The 20,279-nt window shown below is 68.6% G+C and carries 17 protein-coding genes; 4 read left to right on the top strand and 13 right to left on the bottom strand.

What is annotated here, in order from left to right:
* Positions 1 to 4: 4 nt before the first annotated feature.
* From ABZX85_RS16890 to ABZX85_RS16830, 13 genes are all read right to left on the bottom strand, one after another.
* Positions 5 to 2,446 (bottom strand): beta-ketoacyl synthase N-terminal-like domain-containing protein, encoded by a 2,442-nt coding sequence (locus ABZX85_RS16890; protein ID WP_355868281.1) that lies wholly within the window; start codon positions 2,444 to 2,446, stop codon positions 5 to 7.
* Positions 2,439 to 2,822 carry a phosphopantetheine-binding protein gene (locus tag ABZX85_RS16885; protein ID WP_355868278.1) on the bottom strand — a complete coding sequence of 128 codons (384 nt, stop codon included), beginning with the start codon at positions 2,820 to 2,822 and terminating at the stop codon, positions 2,439 to 2,441. The genes ABZX85_RS16890 and ABZX85_RS16885 overlap by 8 nt, the downstream gene beginning before the upstream one ends.
* Before the next feature lie 76 nt (positions 2,823 to 2,898).
* A complete protein-coding gene (locus ABZX85_RS16880; RefSeq protein WP_355868275.1) occupies positions 2,899 to 4,815 on the bottom strand; it encodes an ABC transporter ATP-binding protein in 1,917 nt (638 codons plus the stop codon).
* Positions 4,812 to 6,539, bottom strand: a complete 1,728-nt coding sequence (locus ABZX85_RS16875) for an ABC transporter ATP-binding protein (RefSeq protein WP_355868273.1) — start codon at positions 6,537 to 6,539, stop codon at positions 4,812 to 4,814. The genes ABZX85_RS16880 and ABZX85_RS16875 overlap by 4 nt, the downstream gene beginning before the upstream one ends.
* Before the next feature lie 25 nt (positions 6,540 to 6,564).
* Positions 6,565 to 7,890, bottom strand: coding sequence for an FAD-binding oxidoreductase (locus ABZX85_RS16870; RefSeq protein WP_355868270.1), 1,326 nt, complete (start codon positions 7,888 to 7,890; stop codon positions 6,565 to 6,567).
* A gap of 200 nt (positions 7,891 to 8,090) precedes the next feature.
* Positions 8,091 to 9,167, bottom strand: coding sequence for a hypothetical protein (locus tag ABZX85_RS16865; protein ID WP_355868267.1), 1,077 nt, complete (start codon positions 9,165 to 9,167; stop codon positions 8,091 to 8,093).
* Positions 9,164 to 9,814 carry a pyridoxal 5'-phosphate synthase gene (locus tag ABZX85_RS16860; protein WP_355868264.1) on the bottom strand — a complete coding sequence of 217 codons (651 nt, stop codon included), beginning with the start codon at positions 9,812 to 9,814 and terminating at the stop codon, positions 9,164 to 9,166. Before ABZX85_RS16860 ends, ABZX85_RS16865 begins: the two co-directional genes overlap by 4 nt.
* Positions 9,811 to 10,662 (bottom strand): PhzF family phenazine biosynthesis protein, encoded by an 852-nt coding sequence (locus tag ABZX85_RS16855; RefSeq protein WP_355868261.1) that lies wholly within the window; start codon positions 10,660 to 10,662, stop codon positions 9,811 to 9,813. The genes ABZX85_RS16860 and ABZX85_RS16855 overlap by 4 nt, the downstream gene beginning before the upstream one ends.
* Positions 10,662 to 12,542 (bottom strand): chorismate-binding protein, encoded by a 1,881-nt coding sequence (locus ABZX85_RS16850; RefSeq protein WP_355868258.1) that lies wholly within the window; start codon positions 12,540 to 12,542, stop codon positions 10,662 to 10,664. The genes ABZX85_RS16855 and ABZX85_RS16850 overlap by 1 nt, the downstream gene beginning before the upstream one ends.
* A complete protein-coding gene (locus ABZX85_RS16845; RefSeq protein ID WP_355868255.1) occupies positions 12,532 to 13,152 on the bottom strand; it encodes an isochorismatase family protein in 621 nt (206 codons plus the stop codon). Before ABZX85_RS16845 ends, ABZX85_RS16850 begins: the two co-directional genes overlap by 11 nt.
* A gap of 16 nt (positions 13,153 to 13,168) precedes the next feature.
* On the bottom strand, positions 13,169 to 13,633 hold the full coding sequence (locus ABZX85_RS16840; protein ID WP_355868252.1) for a PhzA/PhzB family protein: 465 nt from the start codon (positions 13,631 to 13,633) through the stop codon (positions 13,169 to 13,171).
* Between the two features lie 96 nt (positions 13,634 to 13,729).
* A complete protein-coding gene (locus tag ABZX85_RS16835) occupies positions 13,730 to 15,331 on the bottom strand; it encodes an AMP-binding protein (RefSeq protein WP_355868249.1) in 1,602 nt (533 codons plus the stop codon).
* 109 nt (positions 15,332 to 15,440) lie between these two features.
* The gene (locus ABZX85_RS16830) at positions 15,441 to 16,427 is read right to left on the bottom strand and encodes a ParB/RepB/Spo0J family partition protein (RefSeq protein ID WP_355868246.1); all 987 of its coding nucleotides are present in this window, start codon (positions 16,425 to 16,427) and stop codon (positions 15,441 to 15,443) included.
* A gap of 669 nt (positions 16,428 to 17,096) precedes the next feature.
* On the opposite strand from ABZX85_RS16830, the gene ABZX85_RS16825 reads away from it, so the two are divergent.
* The 4 genes from ABZX85_RS16825 to ABZX85_RS16810 are packed head-to-tail and all read left to right on the top strand — an operon-like array spanning position 17,097 to position 20,157.
* Entirely contained in the window at positions 17,097 to 17,294 is a 198-nt protein-coding gene (locus ABZX85_RS16825; protein ID WP_355868243.1) for a hypothetical protein, read from the top strand.
* A 35-nt stretch (positions 17,295 to 17,329) separates the two neighbouring features.
* Complete coding sequence (locus ABZX85_RS16820; protein WP_355868240.1) at positions 17,330 to 17,644, top strand: hypothetical protein; 315 nt, start codon at positions 17,330 to 17,332, stop codon at positions 17,642 to 17,644.
* A gap of 45 nt (positions 17,645 to 17,689) precedes the next feature.
* Entirely contained in the window at positions 17,690 to 18,790 is a 1,101-nt protein-coding gene (locus ABZX85_RS16815) for a phenazine antibiotic biosynthesis protein (RefSeq protein ID WP_355868238.1), read from the top strand.
* Positions 18,790 to 20,157 (top strand): aldehyde dehydrogenase family protein, encoded by a 1,368-nt coding sequence (locus ABZX85_RS16810; RefSeq protein WP_355868235.1) that lies wholly within the window; start codon positions 18,790 to 18,792, stop codon positions 20,155 to 20,157. Before ABZX85_RS16815 ends, ABZX85_RS16810 begins: the two co-directional genes overlap by 1 nt.
* Positions 20,158 to 20,279: the final 122 nt, after the last annotated feature.

Below are 20,279 nucleotides of genomic sequence, written 5' to 3'. Positions count from 1 at the left end.
CTCCTCAGGGTGCCGGAGCCGTCTGTTCGTCGATCAACTCCGCGAACTCCGCGGGGGTCTGTGCCTCGTAGATGTCGGCGGCGTCGAGTCGGGCGGTGGGGAAGAGCTCGCGGGCGCGGCTCAGCAGCTGGGTGGCGATGAGCGAATCGCCCCCCAGGTCGAAGAAGCTCTCGTCGAGTTCGACGGCCTCCAGGCCGAGCGTCTGGGCGAACAGATCCGCGACGACCTGGTGAACGGAGCCCTCCGGGCGGCCGGACGGCGCGAACGGACGCGGTTCCACGACGTACCGTTGCCGTTCGAACGGATAGGACGGCAGCGGGACTCGGCGCTGCCCCACTCCTCCGTGGAGCGCTTCCCAGCACAGGGTGGTCCCGGCGAGCCAGAGGCGGCCGGCGGCGTCCAGCAGGGTGGGCAACGCGTCCTGCCGGCCGCTCTCCGGGAGCACGGGCATCCAGAGGTGGTCCGTCGCCTCCCCGGGCCCGTTCGTCCGTTCGAGCACGGGGATGCGGGGGGTGCGGAGTTCGAGCGTGGTTGCGGTGACGGTCCGGCGGACCGCCTCTTCCACTGTGCGGACTCCGGCTACGACGTCCGCCGCCACGGCCCCGATGCCGCTGCCCGCGACGGCCGCCGGGCGCACACCCCAGGACTGCCAGAGCCGGGCGAGCGCGAGCTCGGTGGCCAGGACGTCGAGTTCCGCGGGGACCTCCTCGGCGCCGACGACGCTCGCACACTCCTCCAGGGCCCGGAGGAACACCGGCTGCGTCGCGCGCAGTTCGCGTGTCCGGGAGGAGTCGACGGTGCCGGGGAAGACGAGGGCGACCTGCCGGGCCGGCTCCTGCTCCTCGAAGTCGATCAGCCGGCCGGGGTCGAGGCCGGTCAGGACGCGGATGGCGTCGTCGGTGTCGCGCACCACCGCGAATCGGCGGCAGGCGTGTTCGCGGCGCCCGGTCTGGAGCGTCCAGGCGACGTCGGCGAGCGGCAGCCCCCCGGCATGCGCCCGCAGACGGGCGGCGAGCCGGTCGGTCATCGCGTCCAGGGCCGTCGGCGTGCGGGCCGACAGCACAAGCAGCTGCCAGGGCTGTACGAGGTCCGTGGTCGTGTGCTCGGGGGCCTGCTCCAGCAGGACGTGGGCATTGGTGCCTCCGATACCGAAGGAGCTGACCCCCGCACGGCGTGGCATGCCCTCGTCGGTCCGCCACTCCCGGGTGCCGGCGGCCACCACGAACGGGCTCGCTTCGAAGTCGATGTGGGGATTCGGGGCCGTGAAGTTGAGGCTCGGCGGGATGACACCGTGCTGGAGCGTGAGCACGGTCTTGATCAGTCCGGCCACGCCTGCGGCGGCGTCGGTGTGGCCGATGTTCGTCTTGACCGAGCCGACCCGGCAGAAGCCGCGACGGTCGGTGTCCTGGCGGAACGCCTTGGTCAGCGCGGCGATCTCGATCGGGTCGCCGAGCGGTGTGGCTGTGCCGTGGGCCTCCACGTAGCCGACGGTGGCCGCATCGACACCGGCGACCGTCTGCGCCTCGCGGACCACCGCCGCCTGTCCCTCCATGCCGGGCGCGGTGTAGCCGATCCGGTTGGCTCCGTCGTTGTTCACCGCGGAGCCGCGCAGCACCGCGCGGATGCTGTCGCCGTCCGCGACCGCCTCGGCCAGGCGCTTGAGCACGACGATGCCGACGCCGTCGCCGCCCACCGTCCCGCCCGCTCCGGCGTCGAAGGCGCGGCAGGTGCCGTCGCGGGAGAGGATGCCGCCCTCGATGTAGGGACTCGTCCTGGTGGGAACGTGGACCGCCGCACCGCCCGCGAGTGCCACATCGCAGTCACCGGCCAGCAGCGCCTGCGCGGCGGTGTGGACCGCGACCAGTGAGGTGGCGCACGCCGCCTGGACGACCACGGCGGGACCGCGCAGACCGATCTTGTAGGCGACCCTGGAGGCGAGGTAGTCCGGCGCGTTGCCGACCAGGATCTCCATGTCGGTCACCGAGGGCAGTTCGTCGCGGCGGGAACGGAGGAGGTCCGCGTACGAGGTGTCGGTGCCGCCCGCGTAGACGCCGACGGCCCCCGGGAAGCGTTCCGGGTCGCAGCCCGCGTCCTCCAACGCCTCCACCGCGCATTCCAGGAAGATCCGGTGCTGCGGGCTGATGATGCGGGCTTCCCGGGGTGAGAAGCCGAAGTATCCGGCGTCGAACCACTCCGGGTCCTTGAGCAACCCCCGTGCCGGGACGTACTCCCCGGTACCTGCCTGCCCGGCCGGCCCGGGAACAGGCCGCCGGGGGAAGCGAGTGACGGTCTCCAGGCCCTGGACCAGGTTGTGCCAGAACTCTTCCGGGCCGGCGGCCCCGGGGTAACGGCACGCCATGCCGATGACGGCGACGAACGAACCGCCGTCCTCCTGCCCCCCGCTGTCCGTCAGGGCGACCGCTTCGTCACGGACGTGGTCACTCATCGCCGTCGCCCTCCCCGGACAGGGGCGTCCGGCGGACGCGCCCGTCCCGCCTCCCGGCGAGCCGGGCCCGGCCGTCGGTGCGCGGCGCCTCGCCACGGCCGGCACTCGGCTCCGCGCCCGGGGCGTTCCCGTCGAGGTATGCCGCCAGACCGCGGACGGTCGGATACTGGAAGAGTTCGATGAGGGGCGGGTTCATGCCCAGACGGGCGGCTATCCGGTCATGGACCATGTGCAGCAGGACGGAGTGGCCACCCAGGTCGAAGAAGTTCTGCTCCACGCCGACGTGCGGCACTTGCAGTACCTCGGACCAGATGACGGCCAGGACCCGCTCGGTGTCCGTGACACCGTCGGCGGGGGGAATCGGCTGCGCACTCACAGGTGCTCCCTTCTTGATGTGGGTCTGATCCGGTCGTTCGTGAGATCGGCGGGCCCAGGGGCCCTGGGCAGGGTTGTCACGGGCCGGGGTCCAGAACCGGCAGGGTGCTCGGCTCGTGGAACTGGCTCTGGACGAGCCGGTGATACGCGCCGCCGGCTCGCAGCAGCTGCGTGTGCGTTCCCTTCTCCGCGATCCGGCCGTCCTTCAGTACGACGATGACGTCGGCGTCGCGGATGGTGGAGAGCCGATGGGCGATCACCAGGCAGGTGCGGCCGTGACGCAGCCGCGAGGTCGCCTGTTGCAGGAGGAGCTCGGTGCGGGCGTCGACCGCGCTGGTGGCCTCGTCGAGGATCAGCACGGCCGGGTCGGCGATGAACGCGCGCGCGATGCAGATCAGTTGTCGCTCGCCCTCGCTCAGACGTCCGTTCCCGCTGTCGACCACCGTGTCGTAGCCCTGTGGAAGCGCGTTCACGATGTGGCTGACACCGCATGCCTCAGCGGCCCGCTCGACCTGCTCGCGTGTGGCACCCGGTCGCCCGTAGGCGATGTTGTCGCGGATGGTTCCGCCGAACAGCCACGGCTCCTGGGGAACGAGCCCGATCTCGGAGCGCAACGCGTTCCGTGACACCGAGGTGATGTCCGTGCCGTCGACGAGGATGTGTCCACCGCTGACGTCGTAGAACCGCATCAGCAGGTTCATCAGGGTCGTCTTCCCGGCGCCCGACGCGCCGACGATCGCCGCGGTCTGCCCCGGCTCGATGACCAGATCGAGGCCCTTGATGGTCGGCTCGCGGTCGTAGCCGAACGACACCTGCTCGAACGTGATCCGGCGCGGCCGAGCGGCCGGCAGCCGTCCCTGGCTGCCGGGGTCCTCCTCCGGTTCGTCGAGAAGGGCGAACACGCGGGCAGCCGACGCGATGCCCGACTGGAACAGGTTGGACATCGAGGCGAGCATTCCGAGTGGCTGTGAGTACTGTCTCGAGTACTGGACGAACGCGACGACTCCGCCCAGGGTCAGCCGCCCGCCGATCACGCTGAAGGCACCGACGACGCAGAGCAGGACGTAGCTCAGGTTCCCGATGAACAGCACCAGCGGGGCGATCAGGCCGGACACGAACTGCGCGAGCCGGCTCGCCCTCCTCACCTCGGCGTTCCTGTCCGCGAACGTCTCACGGAACGTGCCTCCGCGGTCGAACACGGTGACGAGTTCGTGGCCGGAGTAGGACTCCTCGATATGCGCGTTGAGTTCTCCGGTCAGTCGCCACTGGTCGCCGAACAGCCGTTGGCTTCGCTTCGCCATCACGGCCCCGATGGCGAAGGTCAGCGGTATCGAGATCAACGCGAGCAGCGTCAGCAGCGGTGAGATGCTCAGCATCATGGCCAGTGCGCCGACGACCGTGAGCAGACCGAAGAGCAACTGGGTCAGCGTCTGGCTCAGCGAGGTCGCGATGTTGTCGATGTCGTTGGTCATCCGCGACAGCAGTTCGCCGCGTGAGGAGCCGTTGAGATGGCGGACCGGAAGCCGGTTGAGCTTCGCCTCGACGTCGTCGCGCAGCGTCTGCATGACGCGAGCGATCGCGCTGTTCTGGATGTACTGCTGGCCGAATCCCGCCAGGGTGCCGAGGCCGTAGAGGACGGCGGCCATCAGCAGCAGCCGTCCTACATGACCGAAGTCGATGCCGGACCCGGGTATGACGTTCAGCTTCTCGACGATGTCCGCGAGGCTGTCCCGGTCGCTGTCGCGCAGCGCCTGCGCGGCGGCCTCCTGGGTCTGTCCTGCCGGCAGACCGGCTCCCAGGGTGCCGGCCAGCACCGCGTCGATCGCGCGGCCCCAGATCCGCGGGCCGACCAGGTAGGCCAGTACGCCGAACACGGCCAGCGCGAGCGATCCGGTCACCGACACCCGGACCGGCCGGAACAGACCCGCCAGTCGGCGCGACGTCGCGGTGAAGCCCGCCCCGTCCTCGAGCCGGTCAGGCTTCCGGCGGCTCATGCCGATGCTCCGATCGCGTCCTGCGAAGCCACGAGCTCCTGGTACGTCCGGCAGCTGTCCATCAGTGACTGATGTGTCCCGTCGCCGACGACGCTGCCCTCATGGAGCACCACGATCCGTTCGGCACCGCGGACACCGGCGGTCCGCTGCGACACCAGCAGGACTGTCGCGTCGGCCGTGGCCGTGCGCAGCGCCGCCAGGAGCCGTGCTGATGTCTCGGGATCGAGCGCCGAGACCGGATCGTCGAGGAGGAGGACCTGCGGGGCGGCGACGAGCGCGCGGGCGATGCACAACCGCTGCCGCTGGCCGCCGGAGACGTTCGTTCCCCCCTGGGCGATCGGTGACTCGAGCCCGTCGTCCATCGCGGCGACGAACTCGCGAGCCTGGGCGACCTCCAGCGCCTCCCAGAGTTCGGCGTCGGTGGCGTCCGGCCTGGCCAGCCGCAGATTGCCGGCGACCGTACCGCTGAAAAGCAGCGACCGCTGCGGAACGATCGCGAGCCGGCCGCGCAGCACCGAGGGATCGATGGTGCGCAGATCGACGCCGTCGAGCCGGACCGATCCGGATGTCGCGTCCTGGAGTCGCGCGACGATCGACAGCAGGGTGGTCTTGCCGGCCCCCATCGATCCGACGATCGCCACCGTGGCGCCGGGCTCGACCCGCAGGTCGATGCCGGACAGGACGTCGGCATCGGCGCCCGGGTACCGCAGTCCGACGCCGCGCAGCTCCAGCTCACCGCGGACCTGGACCGGCCTCGCGGGTGCGCCCGATGGCCGGAGCACGGGCGTGGAGTCGAACACCGCCTGAACGCGTTCCGCCGCGACCAGCACTCTTGGCAGCATCATCACCGCCGAGGCGGCCATCATGGCTGCCTGGAGGATCAGGCCCAGATAGGTGACGTAGGCGGTCAGACCGCCGATCAGCAGATGTCCCGACTCGACCCGGTGACCGCCGAACCACACCACGGCCAGGATCGACAGATCGGTGATCAGCATGACGGCGGGAACGAACGTCCCGTTCAGCAGCCCCATCGACCGGGTCGCCACCGCCAGTTCGTTGTTCACCTGCCCGAACCGCTCGGCCTCGAAGCGCTCGCGGGTGAACGCGCGAACCACCGTGAGACCCATCAGCTGCTCGCGCAGGACCCGGTTGATCGCATCCAGCCGGTCCTGCATCCGGCGCGACACCTGCGTCATCCAGCGGAGAATCACCGCCAACGTCACACCCAGTACGACGACCGCCACGACGATGAGAAGGGACAGGCCGGCATCCGCGCGCAACGCCATATAGGCCCCGCCCAGCATCGTGATCGGTGCGGCGGCGGCCACTGTGCCGAGCGTGAGCAGAAACGCCTGTACCTGCTGCACGTCGTCGGTGCTGCGCGTGATCAGCGTCGGCGTGCCGAAGTCCTGGTGCTCCCGGCTCGAGAACGTCGCGATCTTGTCGTAGACGTCTGCCCGCAAGTCGTGCGCGGCGTCCGTGGCCGCGCGCGTTCCGGCGTAGGACGAGATCGCCGCGGCCGACAGCTGGACGACACTGACGGCCACCATCCACCCGCCGGCCGTCCAGATGTACCCGACGTCCGTGCGCAGCAGGCCGTTGTCGATCAGATCCGCGTTGATCGTCGGCAGATACAAGGTGGCGGCGACGCTGACCGCCTGGAAGACGATCAGGCCGGCGAACCACCATCGGTGCTTGGCGAACTGAGCAAGAACCAGCCGCATCGGGTCAACCTTTCGTAGGGGGTGTTCAGGCGATGACGAAACTGGGGTGCAGCAGTCCGGCGGGGTCGTACTCACGGGCCAGTCGCAGCAATCGGTCACGACGCTCGGCGTCGAACAGTTCCGCGGTGGCGCGCCGGTCGGGCCGTCCGAGGGTGAAGTTCGGCGAGCTGCCCACGGCGGTCCCGGACCAGCCGGCCAGCAGTTCGTCCTGGAGCGCCCGCGCACTTGCCGCGTTCGACCTGGCCGTCGGGGCCACCACTCCTACGACGCACAGCAGGTACTTCGCCTCGCGGTGGCTGACCGCGCTCGGCACCCTCGGCGGAGCGGACAGCGCCCCTCCGAGATGGCGGACCGAGATGATGGAGGAAACCGGCCGGCCCGGCGCCGACGCGGCGATGGTGTCGTAGAGGCGCTCCTCGTCGATCGCCGGCAGCAGGACGTTGTCGGCGACGTACGCATGCGGCTGATCCGGTTCGCTGAAGACGGTGTGGGACCGCCGGTACGGGATCTCCCGCAAACCGTCGTACGCGGGTTTCAACGCCCGCAACGGGGCCGCCAACTCGTCCGCCTCCGCGGCCGAACCCAGGTAGGCGATCTGGACATGGGCCATGTGCCGCCCGGAGACTCCGAGCGTGGTCATCGCCGAGGTCATCTCCGGGGGCACTGTCGCCGTCCAACGCAACCAGGTCGAGACCACCTCCGGTGTCTCGCCGAGGTCGAACATCAGTCCACCCCCGATCAGCCTGGCGACCGGCATCAAGGCCGTCTCCAGCGCGGTCACGATGCCGAAGCTCCCGCCACCGCCGCGCAGCGCCCAGAACAGGTCCGGCTCCTCGTGTTCCGAAACCGTCAGCAGGGAGCCGTCGGCGGTGACCAGTTCCAGGCGTGTGACATGGTCGGCGGCGAAGCCGTAGCGACGGGCCATGAGCCCGATCCCGCCGCCGAGCGTGTAGGAGACGGCGCCGACGCCGGGCATGCTCCCGGACAGCGGTGCCAGATCATGGCGTGCGGCGGCCTCGATCACGTCGCTCCACCGCGCTCCGGCGCCTATCCGTACGGTGCCGGCGCCGGGGTCGACATCGATGTCGTCCATCCTTCGCGTCGACACCAGTACGCCTTCACCGGCGAGCGGGGCGGCGAGTCCGTGTCCCGCCGCCTGGACCGCGATCGGCATACCCGCCTCCGCGGCGTGCCGGACGGCCGCCACGACGTCGTCGGCGTCCCGCGCCGCCACCACGCGGGCCGGCCGATGTCGCTCCCGTAGCTGGAAGCCGGCCCGGTGCTCGTCGTACTCGGCGGAGCCTGGGTGGTGGGCCACAAGTGATGCGGCGTCGGTCGTGTCGGCACTCATCGCGGGCACTTTCTGGATCGGGGAGCGCGTGTGCGCACCCACTCGGCGAACAGGCGGCTCGTGGTACGGCGTCCTACGGGCGGCCGGTCCCGGACCATGTCATCGGTTGCGTGGCTCGCTCGGGACCGTGCCCCGCCGACTGCGTCAGGGCATGATCGCGAGCGAGCCGGACGAGGCTATCGACCGCGGCCCGTGCCTCGTCAGTTGGCAGTTTCGACATCTCGTGGTCCGCGGTGCCTCAGTTCGTGGCTCCTGGCCAAGGCGGCGGCGTCGTTGCTCCCGGCCGATTCGACGACCTCGACGAAGTGGGCGCACGAGCGCTGGACCGCCCGCTTCCATCGGTCGGGGCGAGAGTCGTTGCGCAGCCGGAGGCCCTTGAGCCGATGGGCGAGCACCGACATCTTGAGTGCCCGCATCTCCTGGACGACCTGATCGTGTGCGGCGATCACCGGGCACGACGCCGCGCCGATGTGCCTGGCGATCAGGTTCCGGCAGGCCACCGTCTGTTCGAGGACCAGCTGCACGTTCTGGAGGTGCATGTCGGCGTCGGCGAACGCGTCGTCCAGGTACAGCCGCCGGTCGATGACGTCACACCCGTACAGGTACTCGGCGTCATGGACGGGGTGCAGGTCGGCGGGCTGCCACCACTGCACCGCCCCCGGCTGGACGACCTCGGCCCCGGCGAACGCCTGGACCGCGGCGACCGCCCGGGTGACGTCCCGCGGGGCAGGCGGCTCACCGGGCGACAGGGCTTGTGCGACGTACAGGACGTCACCGGGAGCGCTGAGGCTCTGTACGTCCGGCATGGCGGCGGCAACCGTTTCCAACGGGTACCGGCATACGGCGAGGCGTCCGGCGGCGTCGTAGTCCACCGCGTCGACCACTTCGCGGTCCGCGTCCACTCCGAAGACGAGGATCTCGTGCGGGAAGCTGGTCGACTGCCGGCCGAAGAACGGGCCGAGTTGTGATCGGTCGAGGAACACCGTGAGGTACTGGCCGGCACGGATCGACTCGACGATCAGCTCCGCCGCGCTCTCCCGGTCGGGTATCTCGTGCTGCCGAAACAGCTCCTCGGTCAGGAGGTCACGGTATTCACCCAGCCGCGGGAAGTCGGTGTATGCCTGACCTCGGTCGTTGTACCAGCCGCGTGTCGCCAGCGTGCGCTCCTCCAGCCACGCGACGTGTCCGAGAGTACCCATGACGGACGAGGCGATCGCCGCGTAGAGGTAGCAGGTACGGCTGGTGTCGAGCCGCAGCGGGAGTGCTCCCGTCGTCACGGCTGGAGTCTGCGGACGCACCACTGACCTCCACTCCACGTGTACAGAAGTCGTCGGTGGAGCCGGTCGGAGGCGCTCGACCAGAACTCCATGCGCGTGCCGCACAGCTCATATCCGACATACCTGACCGGTCGGGCGATCGGGGCCGGTCGCTGTGCTGCGTCGGCGTCGAGCAGGCGGACCCGATCGCGCAGCTCAGCGGGGTCGGCCAGTACCTCGCTCTGCCGGGACAGGCTGCTCATCGGGTGCAGGGCCGGATGCCGGTCGCGCCACAGCGACTCCGACTTCCGCTCGTCGACCAGCTCGAAGGTCCCCGCGACAAGCAGCTGCCGGCCGATCTCACGCCAGTAGAACAAGGCGCTTCCGGACTTCGTCGCGCGGATGTCGTGTGCCTTGCGGCTGGTGGTGTGCGTGGCGAACACCGGCCCCCTGGCGGTGAGTTCGACCATCGTCATCATGCGTGAGGACAGGCTGAAGCTCTCGTCGACGGTGGAGACCGCGGCCCCGCGCGGCTCCGCGCAGCCCTGCCGCTCGGCCTCGTCGAGCCAGGCGGAGAGCAACTCGAACGGTTCCCGCGGCGGATCGTCGTCCCACTCGGGAAAGGGGACGTCGTGCAGCCCGGACAAGCTCTCGTGCTGTGCGCTCACCAGTCCTCCGGATGCTCTAGTGTTCCGCTGCCCACGGTCACGCACTGGCCCCAGGTCCGTGACTGCGGCACGTCGCCGCCGGATTCGAGCTGTACGTGCATCTCGGCGAGCCGGCCGAGCTCGACGCCCTGCTCGATCCGGCACGGACGACCGGTCGGCGCGTCCCGGTAGGTGTGCGCGTGCGCCAGCAGAGGACCTGCGGCCGACCCGGTCGCCGCGTCCTCGACGACTCCGTACGACGGAGAGAACATTCGGTTGCGCCACGCCGTCCCCGAGCCCGCGTAGCAGTTGAAGGCGACGTCGGGGAACTTCGCCAGCCTGGTGTGATCCGGCCGCAGGTCCCGCAGGGTGTCCAGGCTGTCGAGCGCGATCACGAGGTGCCGGGCACCGACGTCGTACAGCTCGATCGGAGCGATGTTCGCGGCGCCCAGTGCCGCGACGATCTCGGCCGCCGGAATCTCCTGCGGGGACGGCCGCGGTACCGGCAGGGTGAATCCGGCCCAGAGCTCTGCGCCCCGGGGCTCCACCCATCCGGCCACCTCGCCGCGCGGAACGCGAACCGCGATGTCTCCCGCGACGTCGAACCGGGTGTGGAGAGCGGCGAGAACACCGACCATCGGATGGCCGGCGAACGGCAGTTCCTGAGTCGGCGTGAAGATCCGCGCCGTGAAACAGGCCGACGACCCGGTCGGTGTCACGAACGCGACCTCGGACAGGTTGAGTTCGGTGCCGATCGCCTGCATGACCCGGTCGGGCAGGTCGGTCTCGGGGAAGAAGACCGCGACCGGGTTGCCGTGGAACGCCGATCGCGCGAAGACGTCGATCAGGAGGTAGGGGTGACGGATCATCAGCGCTCCAGCCGGGCCAGGGCATCGGCCAGGACGGTCGTACCGTCGACGCTCAAGGCGGATTCGGGATGGAACTGCATGGACACGAATGTCTCCGCAGTCAGTCCGGTGATGTCTCCGGCGGAATCCGTGGCGACCTCGACGGGGTGCCGCAGGCCGGTCGTCCTCCCGGCCCTGGCCGCGAAGGCGTTGTAGAAGCCGAGACGTCTGCGGCTGCCGAACCAGTCCACGTCTCTGGCCGTTCCCTGGTTCGGCACCGCGAGCCGGTGGATGCCGAAGCCGAGGATGCGGCAGAGGATCTGATGGCTGAGGCACACCGCGAGAAACGGCCTCGAAGCCGTCAGGGCCTTCGTCAGCGCCTGCTCCAGGACGGCGACCCTCGGATCGCCTTCGTCGCACGGGTCGCCGGGGCCGGGGCCGAAGACCAGAAGCGCGTCGTCGTCCAGCGCTCTGGCGGCGTGCTCGTTGGGCACGATGTCGACGGCGTATCCGAACGCGCTGAGCTGGTGGGCCAGCATGCTGTTGAAGTCGTCCTCGGCGTCGACGACGACCGCCCGCCGGACCGCGGCACCGTACTCGCCGGTGGCCCCGAACCAGAGCGGATTGATGGCGGTGCGTCGTCGGGCGATGGCCGACGCCAGATCGGGATCGTCCACGGCGGGGGGCTCGGGGCGATCGAACCGGCGCGGCCCCAGATCGCCGGGTACGACCGTCTCGGCGCACACGGCACTCAGGATGGCGGCTGCCTTGGCCTGTGTTTCGGCGAGTTCCCGCTGCGGAGACGAGTTGCGTACGAGTGTCGCTCCGACATCGGTACGCATCCGCCACGAGGCACCGTGCCACCGCACCTGTGCCGAACGGATGTTGATGGCCGAGTCGAAGGTGTACGTCGAGTCGCCCGCAGGCTCGACGAGTCCGAGACAGCCGGCGTAGTACGACCGCCCGTGCGGCTCGTGCCGGGCGATCACCCGGCACGCGTTACGGATCGGGCTCCCGGTCACGGCGGGCGCGAACATGGTGTGCACGAGGACATCGGCCAGCGGACGACCGGTCGTACCCTCGATCATGAACTCGGTGTGAGTGACCCGCGACATGTGCCGCAGCCCCGGACCGGTCACCGACACGGAACCCGGTTCGCACAACGCGGACAGCATCTTCAGCTCTTCGTCCAGAACCATGGAAAGCTCATCGGCTTCCTTGGCGTCGGCGAGGAAGCCGAGCAGCCGCGCCTTCTCGGCGCCGGGATCGGCCGTGCCCCGCGCGACGGTTCCGGAGATCGGGTTCATCGTCACCCGCCGGCGGCTCACCGAGACATGACGCTCGGGGGTGGCACCGACCAGATACAGGTCGCCGGTCCGGACCAAGAAGGTCCAGTAGGCGCCGCGTTCGTTCCGGAGCAGATCGGCGAACACCGTCAGCATCGCGAGATCGTCGACCCCGTCGAGCTCGGCCGAATAGGTGCGCTTGATGACGAAGTTCGAGCCGGCGCCATGGGCTATCTCGTCGGTGATGATCCGTTGCACCGCCGCGCGGTACTCCGCGTCGGTGTCCAGGAACGTGCCGTTCTCGGCCTTGGGCTTCGCCCCGCCGGACAGACTCTCGAAGTCGGCGGGCGAGAACGTGTGCAGTTCGCGGGCAGGCAGCAGGAGCAGGTTCTCGTCGTCGTCGAGCACGTCGAAGCCGCGCTCGGTCAGCTGGCGGAACGGCACCAGGAGGAGGCTCGGCAGGTCCCGGGCCTGTGCGGCCGACACGGCCGAGCTCACCGACTCGTGCTCGGATGCGCTGCCGATCAGACAGGTCACTCGGTCGTCACCCGACTCCGGCCGGTACAGGAGCGCGTAGTCGTGACCGGAGACGACTTCGGCGATATCAGTCGGCACTGGCGCTCAACTCGTTCAGGTCGATGACCCGGCCGGAATACCGCGCGACGTAGTCGAGTGCGGCGGCGTGCCCGTCGGCGTCGAAGTCGGCGACGCAGTCGGACAGCACGAACGGCCGGATGTCCTTGTTGAACGCGTCGAGAGCGGTCGCGAGAATGCCGACGCTGGCGTACACACCCGCGATCACCAGGTTGTGGATGCCTTGCCGACGCAGAGCCCACTCCAGCCCGTTCCCGACGAACGCGCTGTACCGCCATTTCGTGAAGACCTGCTCGGAGCCGTCCGGCCGGACCCGGTCGACGATCGAGATGTCGTCGGCCCGCCGAGCCATGCCGGTGCCCCAGAAGTCCGAGAGAAGTCCTCGCTCGTCCGGAGACATGCTGCCGGGCTGCGCGGTGTACATCACCGGGACCTTCGCCCGGCGAGCCCAGCCGATCGCCCGGGTGACGCCGTCGACCAGTGCTGTTCGCAGTGGCGGCTCGAACGCGTTGACGAAGTAGTCCTGCATGTCGTGGACGAGCAGGGCGGCACTCTGCGGCTCCACCTGCCACCGGTCGCCGGGACCACCGGACCGGAATTGCGGCAGCTCGTAGGCAGCTATGGGCTGCATGCGGTGCACTCCCTCTCTAGGTCGGGATACCGGCCCGGACAATGTGCGGTACGGCGATGCCGAGTGCCTCGTACTGCCGCAGCGGATTCATGAACTCGCGCTGCCGGCGGATCAGGCCGTCGGCGTCGAACTCGAACGAGTGAAGGAAGTGATTCTCGTAGTGACCGTCCGGATAGCCCTCGAACCGGATGGCACCGCGCCCGTCGCACTCGGCCCAGAAGAACGTCGGGTGCTGGGTGTCGAAGATCTGCACGTTGTACCACTCCCAGTCCGGGAAACACTCCAGAGCCCAGACGCCGTGGTCCCGCAGCCGCTCTTTTCCGTGAGTGGCGATCGGATCGGGCTTGTCGCTCGTCCAGAGGCCGGCTTGGCCGTCAGCCGCGAACAATTCGTAGCGGGCTCGTCGCTGCTCCTCGCCCTTGCAGGCGAGGTAACGTCGTACGACGTCGCGATTTCGAGCGCGTTCCTCGTCAGGCAGCATGTCGTCTTCCTTCGTCGGATGTCATGACTCGCGACAGCCGCGGGTCGCCATGGAGAACCCGGACAGGCAACCGTCGCGCGGTGGAAAGGGATCGACTCAGGTGGTCGGGATGAAGGTGTTCCGGGTATCCGGGCCGTCAGGGTCCGGGCAGGCCGCTCGGCGCCGCAGTTCCAACTTGTCCACCCGGCCGACAGGGGTCAGGGGAATCTCGGTCAGCGGATGGACCGTCGTCGGGATCTTGTACCGGGCCGCTCCTGCGGCGACGAGGAACTCCGCGACGTCGGACTGACGCAACTCGTCACCGACGACGAAGGCGACCACCGCCTCGCCGAACCGGTCGTCCGGCGCTCCCACCACGGCGACGTCGCGGACACCGGGGTGCCGGCGCAGCAGTTCCTCGACCTCGCGTTCCGACACCTTCTCGCCGCCGCGGTTGATCTGGTCCTTGATGCGTCCTTCGAAGGACACCGCGCCGTCAGGGTCCAGACGGACGAGATCACCGGTCATGTACCAGCCGTCCGCCGTGAACACCGTGGAGTTGCCCGGGCCGTCGGCGTAGTACCCGCGAATCGTGTAAGGCCCTCGGGTGAGCAACTGGCCGACCTGGCCGGGCGCGACCGGATCTCCGGCCTCGTCGATCACCATCAGCTCGTCCAGGGGCGAAAGGGGAACACCCTGGTCGGTGACCGTCTGATCGTGCGGCAGATCCGGCGGTTGGATGCCGCACAGACCTTCCGTCATCCCGAAGCCTTGGTGGACGCCGCAGTTCAGAGCCTCGCGGAATCCGTTCAGCACGTCGGCCGACGGCTTGCTGCCGCCGATCAGCACCGTCTGCAATGACGAGATGTCGTGGGGCGTTCCCCCCGCCGCGTCGGTCCAGAGCGCCGCCAGAGGCGGGATCAGACCGGTGCGTGTGACGCCGTACCGCGCGATCAGGCCGAAGGCGACCGTCGGAGCGGGTGTCGGCGAGATGACCAAGGAGCCACCCGCGTCGAGGACGGCGAGTGTGTTGCACATCGCCCACCCGTGCGCGAGAGGCATCGCGACCAAGTAGACGCTGCGCGGATCGAAGCGACAGCGATCCGCCACGCACCGGCCCAGGTACAGCCAGGCCCGGTGGACCTGGGGGACGATCTTGGGCAGGCCGGTCGTTCCTCCGGACACGAGCAGCACCGCGACCGAGTCCGACGCCGTGCGTCGGAACCTGGGTTCCGGTCCGGTGTCCGGTTCTTCGAGCAGCGAGACGGTGTTCAGAATGTTGCGCACGGCCGGCCTCGATGCTCCGGCGGCCCGGCAGGTCTCCAGGCAGTCCGGCGTGGCCACCAGCGTGGTCGCATCGATCCTGTCGATGAAGGACAGCAGCTCATGCGTTCCGAGCTGAGGAATGGCCAGCAGCGGGACGGCGCCGATCTTCGTACAGGCGAATACGCAGGCCAGTCCGCTGATCTGGTTCGACATCTGGAGCACGACGTGCTCGCCGGCCCGGACGTCGGCCCGGTGCAGGGCGTTCGCCATCCGGTCGACGAGGGTGACGAACTCGGTTCTCGTCAGCCGTAGTTCGCCGTCGCAGATCAGCGACTCCGGGTAGCTGTCCGCGCCCCGTACCAGCCATTCGTAGAGATTCTCGTCCCGCCACGCGCCGGCCTTGATGTACCTAGAGGAGACTTCCGCGGGCCAGTCGATCAGTCCGTGCACCATCTGATGGGTACCTCCATGGGTATGTGTCGTTCCTCGTCCGGCGTGCCGGCTCTGGTATCGCCTTCCTGTCGCACATGTTTTTCGGTGAGAAACAGCACCGGATTCACCTTCAGCCGGATTGGGAATTCTCACTTGCCTCTAGATTTCTGGCCACCTGTTCCCAGAGTCGGGAACATTCGAGCGCCAGGGCCGAGACGGTGCCTGCGCGGTGGCTGGGAACTGTTTTGAGAATACGTTCCCAGTCCTGGGGCGGGAGTGCGGTCAGGCTGAGGCTTCGGAGCAGAAACCGGCCGGCCTCACTGAAGCATATCGCCGGATCTTTCGAAAGAGTGCGCCAATCGACCGAGCTTTGCGGTGCGGGCGCGACACTTGCTTCGACCGGCGCGCCGGGCAATGCGGAAAGGTCGTCTCCCGTCTCCTTCACCACCTTCAGCCGCAGCGCCGCAGGGTCCTCGCCGCGCTGCAAATGCTCACGCACTCTTCGCACGGTGTTGGGAGAAACTCCCGCTTCTCTGGCGACCTCGCGGAGCGATGCCTCCGGTCGCTCGGCGATGAGTTCGGCGACTCGCCGGCGGCCCTCGACATTGCTGACGGGGCGGACTCTGCCGTCCTGGCCGAATCTGGAATTCAACTGCGGAGACCGAGTGGTCACCTGTGGCCGGAGAGACGCGATGGTCCTGGCCGACAGACTGGTGGCCTCGGCTATCGCACGATCCGACCAATGAGCATGCGAATGGATGATGCGCATCGCTGCGGCCTTGCGGTCGGTGAGCGAGAGAGGCAACCCGTGTTCGATATTCGCTTTGACAGCGAGAAGGAAGACTTCTTTTTCGTCCCCGTCGAAGAAGCGGGCGGCAATCACTGTCCGACCTTTGACGATGGCGGCTCGCACCCTGTGCATTCCATCGATGACCTGCATGGTTTCTCGGTGGACCAGGATCGGCGGGAGCCCGTCCTCGACTTCGGCGATCACCTTTATATGAGCTGCGTCTTCTCCCTGCAAACGGGGTGAATCATTCAAGACCAGTCGGTCTATCGCGACGTTGACGGCGGTGGGCGAAATTTTTGGAAGAATGTTCTGACGGCTGCCGTCCAAGTATCCAGAGTCAGGCCCTCCAGAGTTCTTCTGATCCGGCATACCTTGCCCCCTTTTGAACCTGACCACAGCCATCGGCGGCTGCCCAGGGCCTCCCCCGGCCGGCCGCCGTAGTGAATAGAGCCACCAACGTGGACGTCAAGTAGTGAATCAATCAATCATCCGCTTGGCAAGGGAACTCCGGCCCGACGGGCTCGAGCTCCCCGGGGCGGTCACGAGTACGAAATCACCCTGCAACAAAAATATGCAGATATTTTACCCGTAGAAGGTTTTCACAGGAGGAGGCGTGCACCACCACACACCTGTCCCTCTCCTGTGCCCGGCCTATCAATTTCATGGCTACGCCGAATATTTTGAGGTAATATAGGACAATGCGCTCCGCGCGATCTCCGGCCGTACGAAGTCGCCGTCCGACGGACCGGCGGTCCCGCCGACCGCGTGCAACCGCGGAGATTGCGCGGTTGCACGGGCGGGGATCGAGAGGGTCCACCCGGGTCCGTCCGCATCACATTGACCCGCACGGGGTGTGAGCAGCATCCTCTTGTGCTGCGGCCGGTTCCGGCGACCGAAACAATTCACGCACATCGCATCGCGTTTCCCGACCGACAATCGGGCACTGCGTCCAAGTCCGTTTCCCCGTCACCGGTCAGGGGATTTCGAGGAGATCGCATGAGTGAATCGCACAGCCCTGATGCCGCGCTCCATCTCGCTCGGCAGCTGCTCCCGGGCACTGCCGACAACGACCCTCTGGACTCCCTCCAGGTCATGGAACTGCTCGCACATCTCGAAAGCAACGGCTTCGAGCCACCCTCCCCGGTCCTGATCACCGAAATGACCATCGCCGGCGTCATCGGCGCCGAGAAATAGGGCCGCTGGGAATGCGGGCCGACGCACCTGGCACGATGAGCGGCACACCGATCATGATCGTCTCTTGGTGGGACCTCGGTCCGGGCGATCCCTCCGTGCACGACATGGAGGCCGACCTCTTTCACAGCTCCGACGACTGGTCTTCCTGTCCCGGTCTGCTGTCCAAGTACTGGCTGGCCGACCGCGAGAACCGTCGCTGGGGCGGCGTCATGGTGTGGGAACGGCGCCCGGCGGCCGACCTGCCGATCAACCGGGCCGCACAACTGATCGGGCGCCCGGCCGACATCCGTGTCAGTTTCGCGATACCCAAGCTCGTGCACGGAATTCAAGGCGATCCCCCCGTTCAGTGATGTGGTGAGGCCGCTTCCCACCTCGCGCCGTCCCAAGGAGAAACCGTGTCGCCCACAACCAACCCGGTACTGGACCTTCCCTACGACACCCGGCCCGACCCGGAGGAATACCTCCAGGCCGTTCTGGAGTGGCACTTCCACCCGGACACCGGATCGCCCTACTGGCTGGAGCGGGCCAAGTCGCTTGATTTCGACCCGCGTCGGGACGTCAGGACCTTCGACGACTTGCGGCTCTTCCCGAACGTCGCGAACGAGATGCGCAAGGTATCGGCCCAGGCACTGATCCCCCGGGGATACGGACCGAATCCCGAAATCGCGGGGGTGTACGAGAGCGGCGGCACCACCGGGGCGCCCAAGCGCGTGGTGTGCCCCCGGGACTGGCTGGACCGTCTGATCGCCTGGAGCAACGCCAACCTCGACGAACACGGCTTCCCGCGCGACGTCGACTGGCTCGGGCTCGTACCGTCCGGCCCCCACATCGTCGGGGAGATCTTCCGGCGCTCGGCGGCCACACACGGACGGCACGGCTTCCAGGTCGACCTGGACCCACGCTGGGTGAAGAAGCTGATCGCGGCGGGGAAGAAGGACGAGGCCGACTCCTACGCCGAACACGTCGTCGACCAGGCGGAGTTCATCCTGCGTACGCAGGACATCGGCGTGCTGACCATCACTCCCGCACTGCTGGAACGGCTGGTGCGGCGCGACGAGCTGGTCGCGCTCGTCAACGAGAAGGTACGTGCGATCCGCTGGGGCGGCACCCAGCTCGACCCGGACACCCATCAGCTGTATCGCACCGAGATCTTCCCCGGCCTCGTTCTGTACGGCCACTACGGCAGCACGATGATTCTCGGTATCGCCGGTCAGCGCGTGCCTGCGGGCGAGGAGGACACCTGTGTCTTCGACACCTTCTCGCCGTACGTGAGCTTCTCGGTAGTGGACCCGCGCACCCGTCGGCCGGTGTCCTACGGAGAACGGGGGCAGGTGGTGATGAACCACGTCTCCAAGGCGCTCTTCCTCCCCAACAATCTCGAACGGGACCTGGCCACGCGCGTCGAGCCGCTGCCCGGCCGCATCGGTGATGCCGTCGCGGACGTCGCGCCCGTCTCCCACTTCGAGAACGAGGCGGTTGTCGAGGGGGTCTACTGATGACGGAGCTGCTCCAGCTGGACGTACTCGGCCCCGCCGGCCCCTACCGCTCCCGCAACCGGGCCACGGTGGCGGATGTCGGTGGCCGGCCCGTGGCCGAGCTGAGCCTGGCGCCGACGGTGTACGTCGACCGCGCCATGGCGGCGCTGCGCAGGGCGACGCCGCTTCCGCTCGATGAGCGGGTCGCCGCCATCGCTCTCGCCGGGCGGCTGTTCGCCACCGGCACGATCAACGGCCAGACGGTCGCGGAGTACGAGCACGCGGTGAGCCGGGTGGGCGGCGTACCGATCCAGGTGGTGCGGGCCGCCACCGCGACCGCGATGTACCGCGCCGAGCAGTTGTACAACAGCCTCCAGCACGCCCGGCCCCGGGGCGCGGCCGGCGACTGGCGCGATCCGCTCACCCGCGTGGGCAGGGCCGTGTGGTCCCGGCGCGGGGAGGTCTTCGCCGTGCACGCCGCCGGAAACCATCCCGGCACCCACACTCTGTGGCCGGAGGCCCTCGCGTTGGGCTATCGCGTGGCGGTACGGCCGTCGCGGCGCGAGCCGTTCACCCCGCACCGGCTGGTGACGGCCCTGCGCATGGCCGGATTCGGCGATGACCACGTGGTGCTGCTGCCCACCGACCACGCCGCCGCCGAGGGCCTGTTGCGGGGCGCCGACCTGGCCTACGGCAGCGACGAGGTGATCCGCCGGTACGCCGATGACCCGCTCGTCCTGCCGTTGCATCCCGGCCGCTCGAAGATCCTGCTCACCGCGGAGACGGACTGGCTCGAGCACCTGGACACCGTCGTCGACTCGATCAGCCACCACGGGGGCACCGGCTGTGTGAACGCCACCGCTGTTCTCGTCGAGGGTGACCCGGCGCCTGTGGCCGAGGCCGTCGCCGACCGCCTCGCCCTCCTGCCCAGCCTTCCCCCCGAGGACGAGAAGGCCGTGCTCCCGGTGCAAGCGTCCCCTGTCGCGCGGGCGTTGGAGAAGTTCGTGCTGGACAAGGCGGCGGGTGCACGGGCTCATCTGGGGGGAGCCGGGTTCGTGGAGGAACTCGGTGACGGCAGCGCCGTGCTCCGCCCGGTGGTGCACCAGCTGGAGCGCCCGGACGACCCGAGGGCGGGTGTCGAGTTGCCCTTCCCCTGCGTGTGGGTCGCCCCCTGGTCACGTGCGGCGGGAATCGCGCCGCTGCGCGACACCCTCGTCCTCGGTGTTCACACCGAGGACGAGCAGCTCATCGACGCGCTCGTGGACGAACCGTCCATCACCAACGTCTACGTCGGTGACCACCCGACCCATTGGACGGCCACCGGTATCCCGCACGACGGATATCTCGCGCATTTCCTCATGCGCACCAAAGGGTTCATACGGGACTGAGCCGACACGGGAGCAGTCCGGTCACTTCCGGCATGGCCTCCGGCTGACCGCTCCGGGGGAGCTTCGCGAAGCCCCACAGGACCACGTGGCCGGATGCCCCGGCGCCCCCGATGACGCCTGGT

Source organism: Streptomyces sp. NPDC004539, from assembly GCF_040610055.1.
GTDB lineage: Bacteria > Actinomycetota > Actinomycetes > Streptomycetales > Streptomycetaceae > Streptomyces.
Note: the sequence above shows the minus strand (reverse complement) of the source record. Positions and strands in the feature narration are given on the sequence as shown.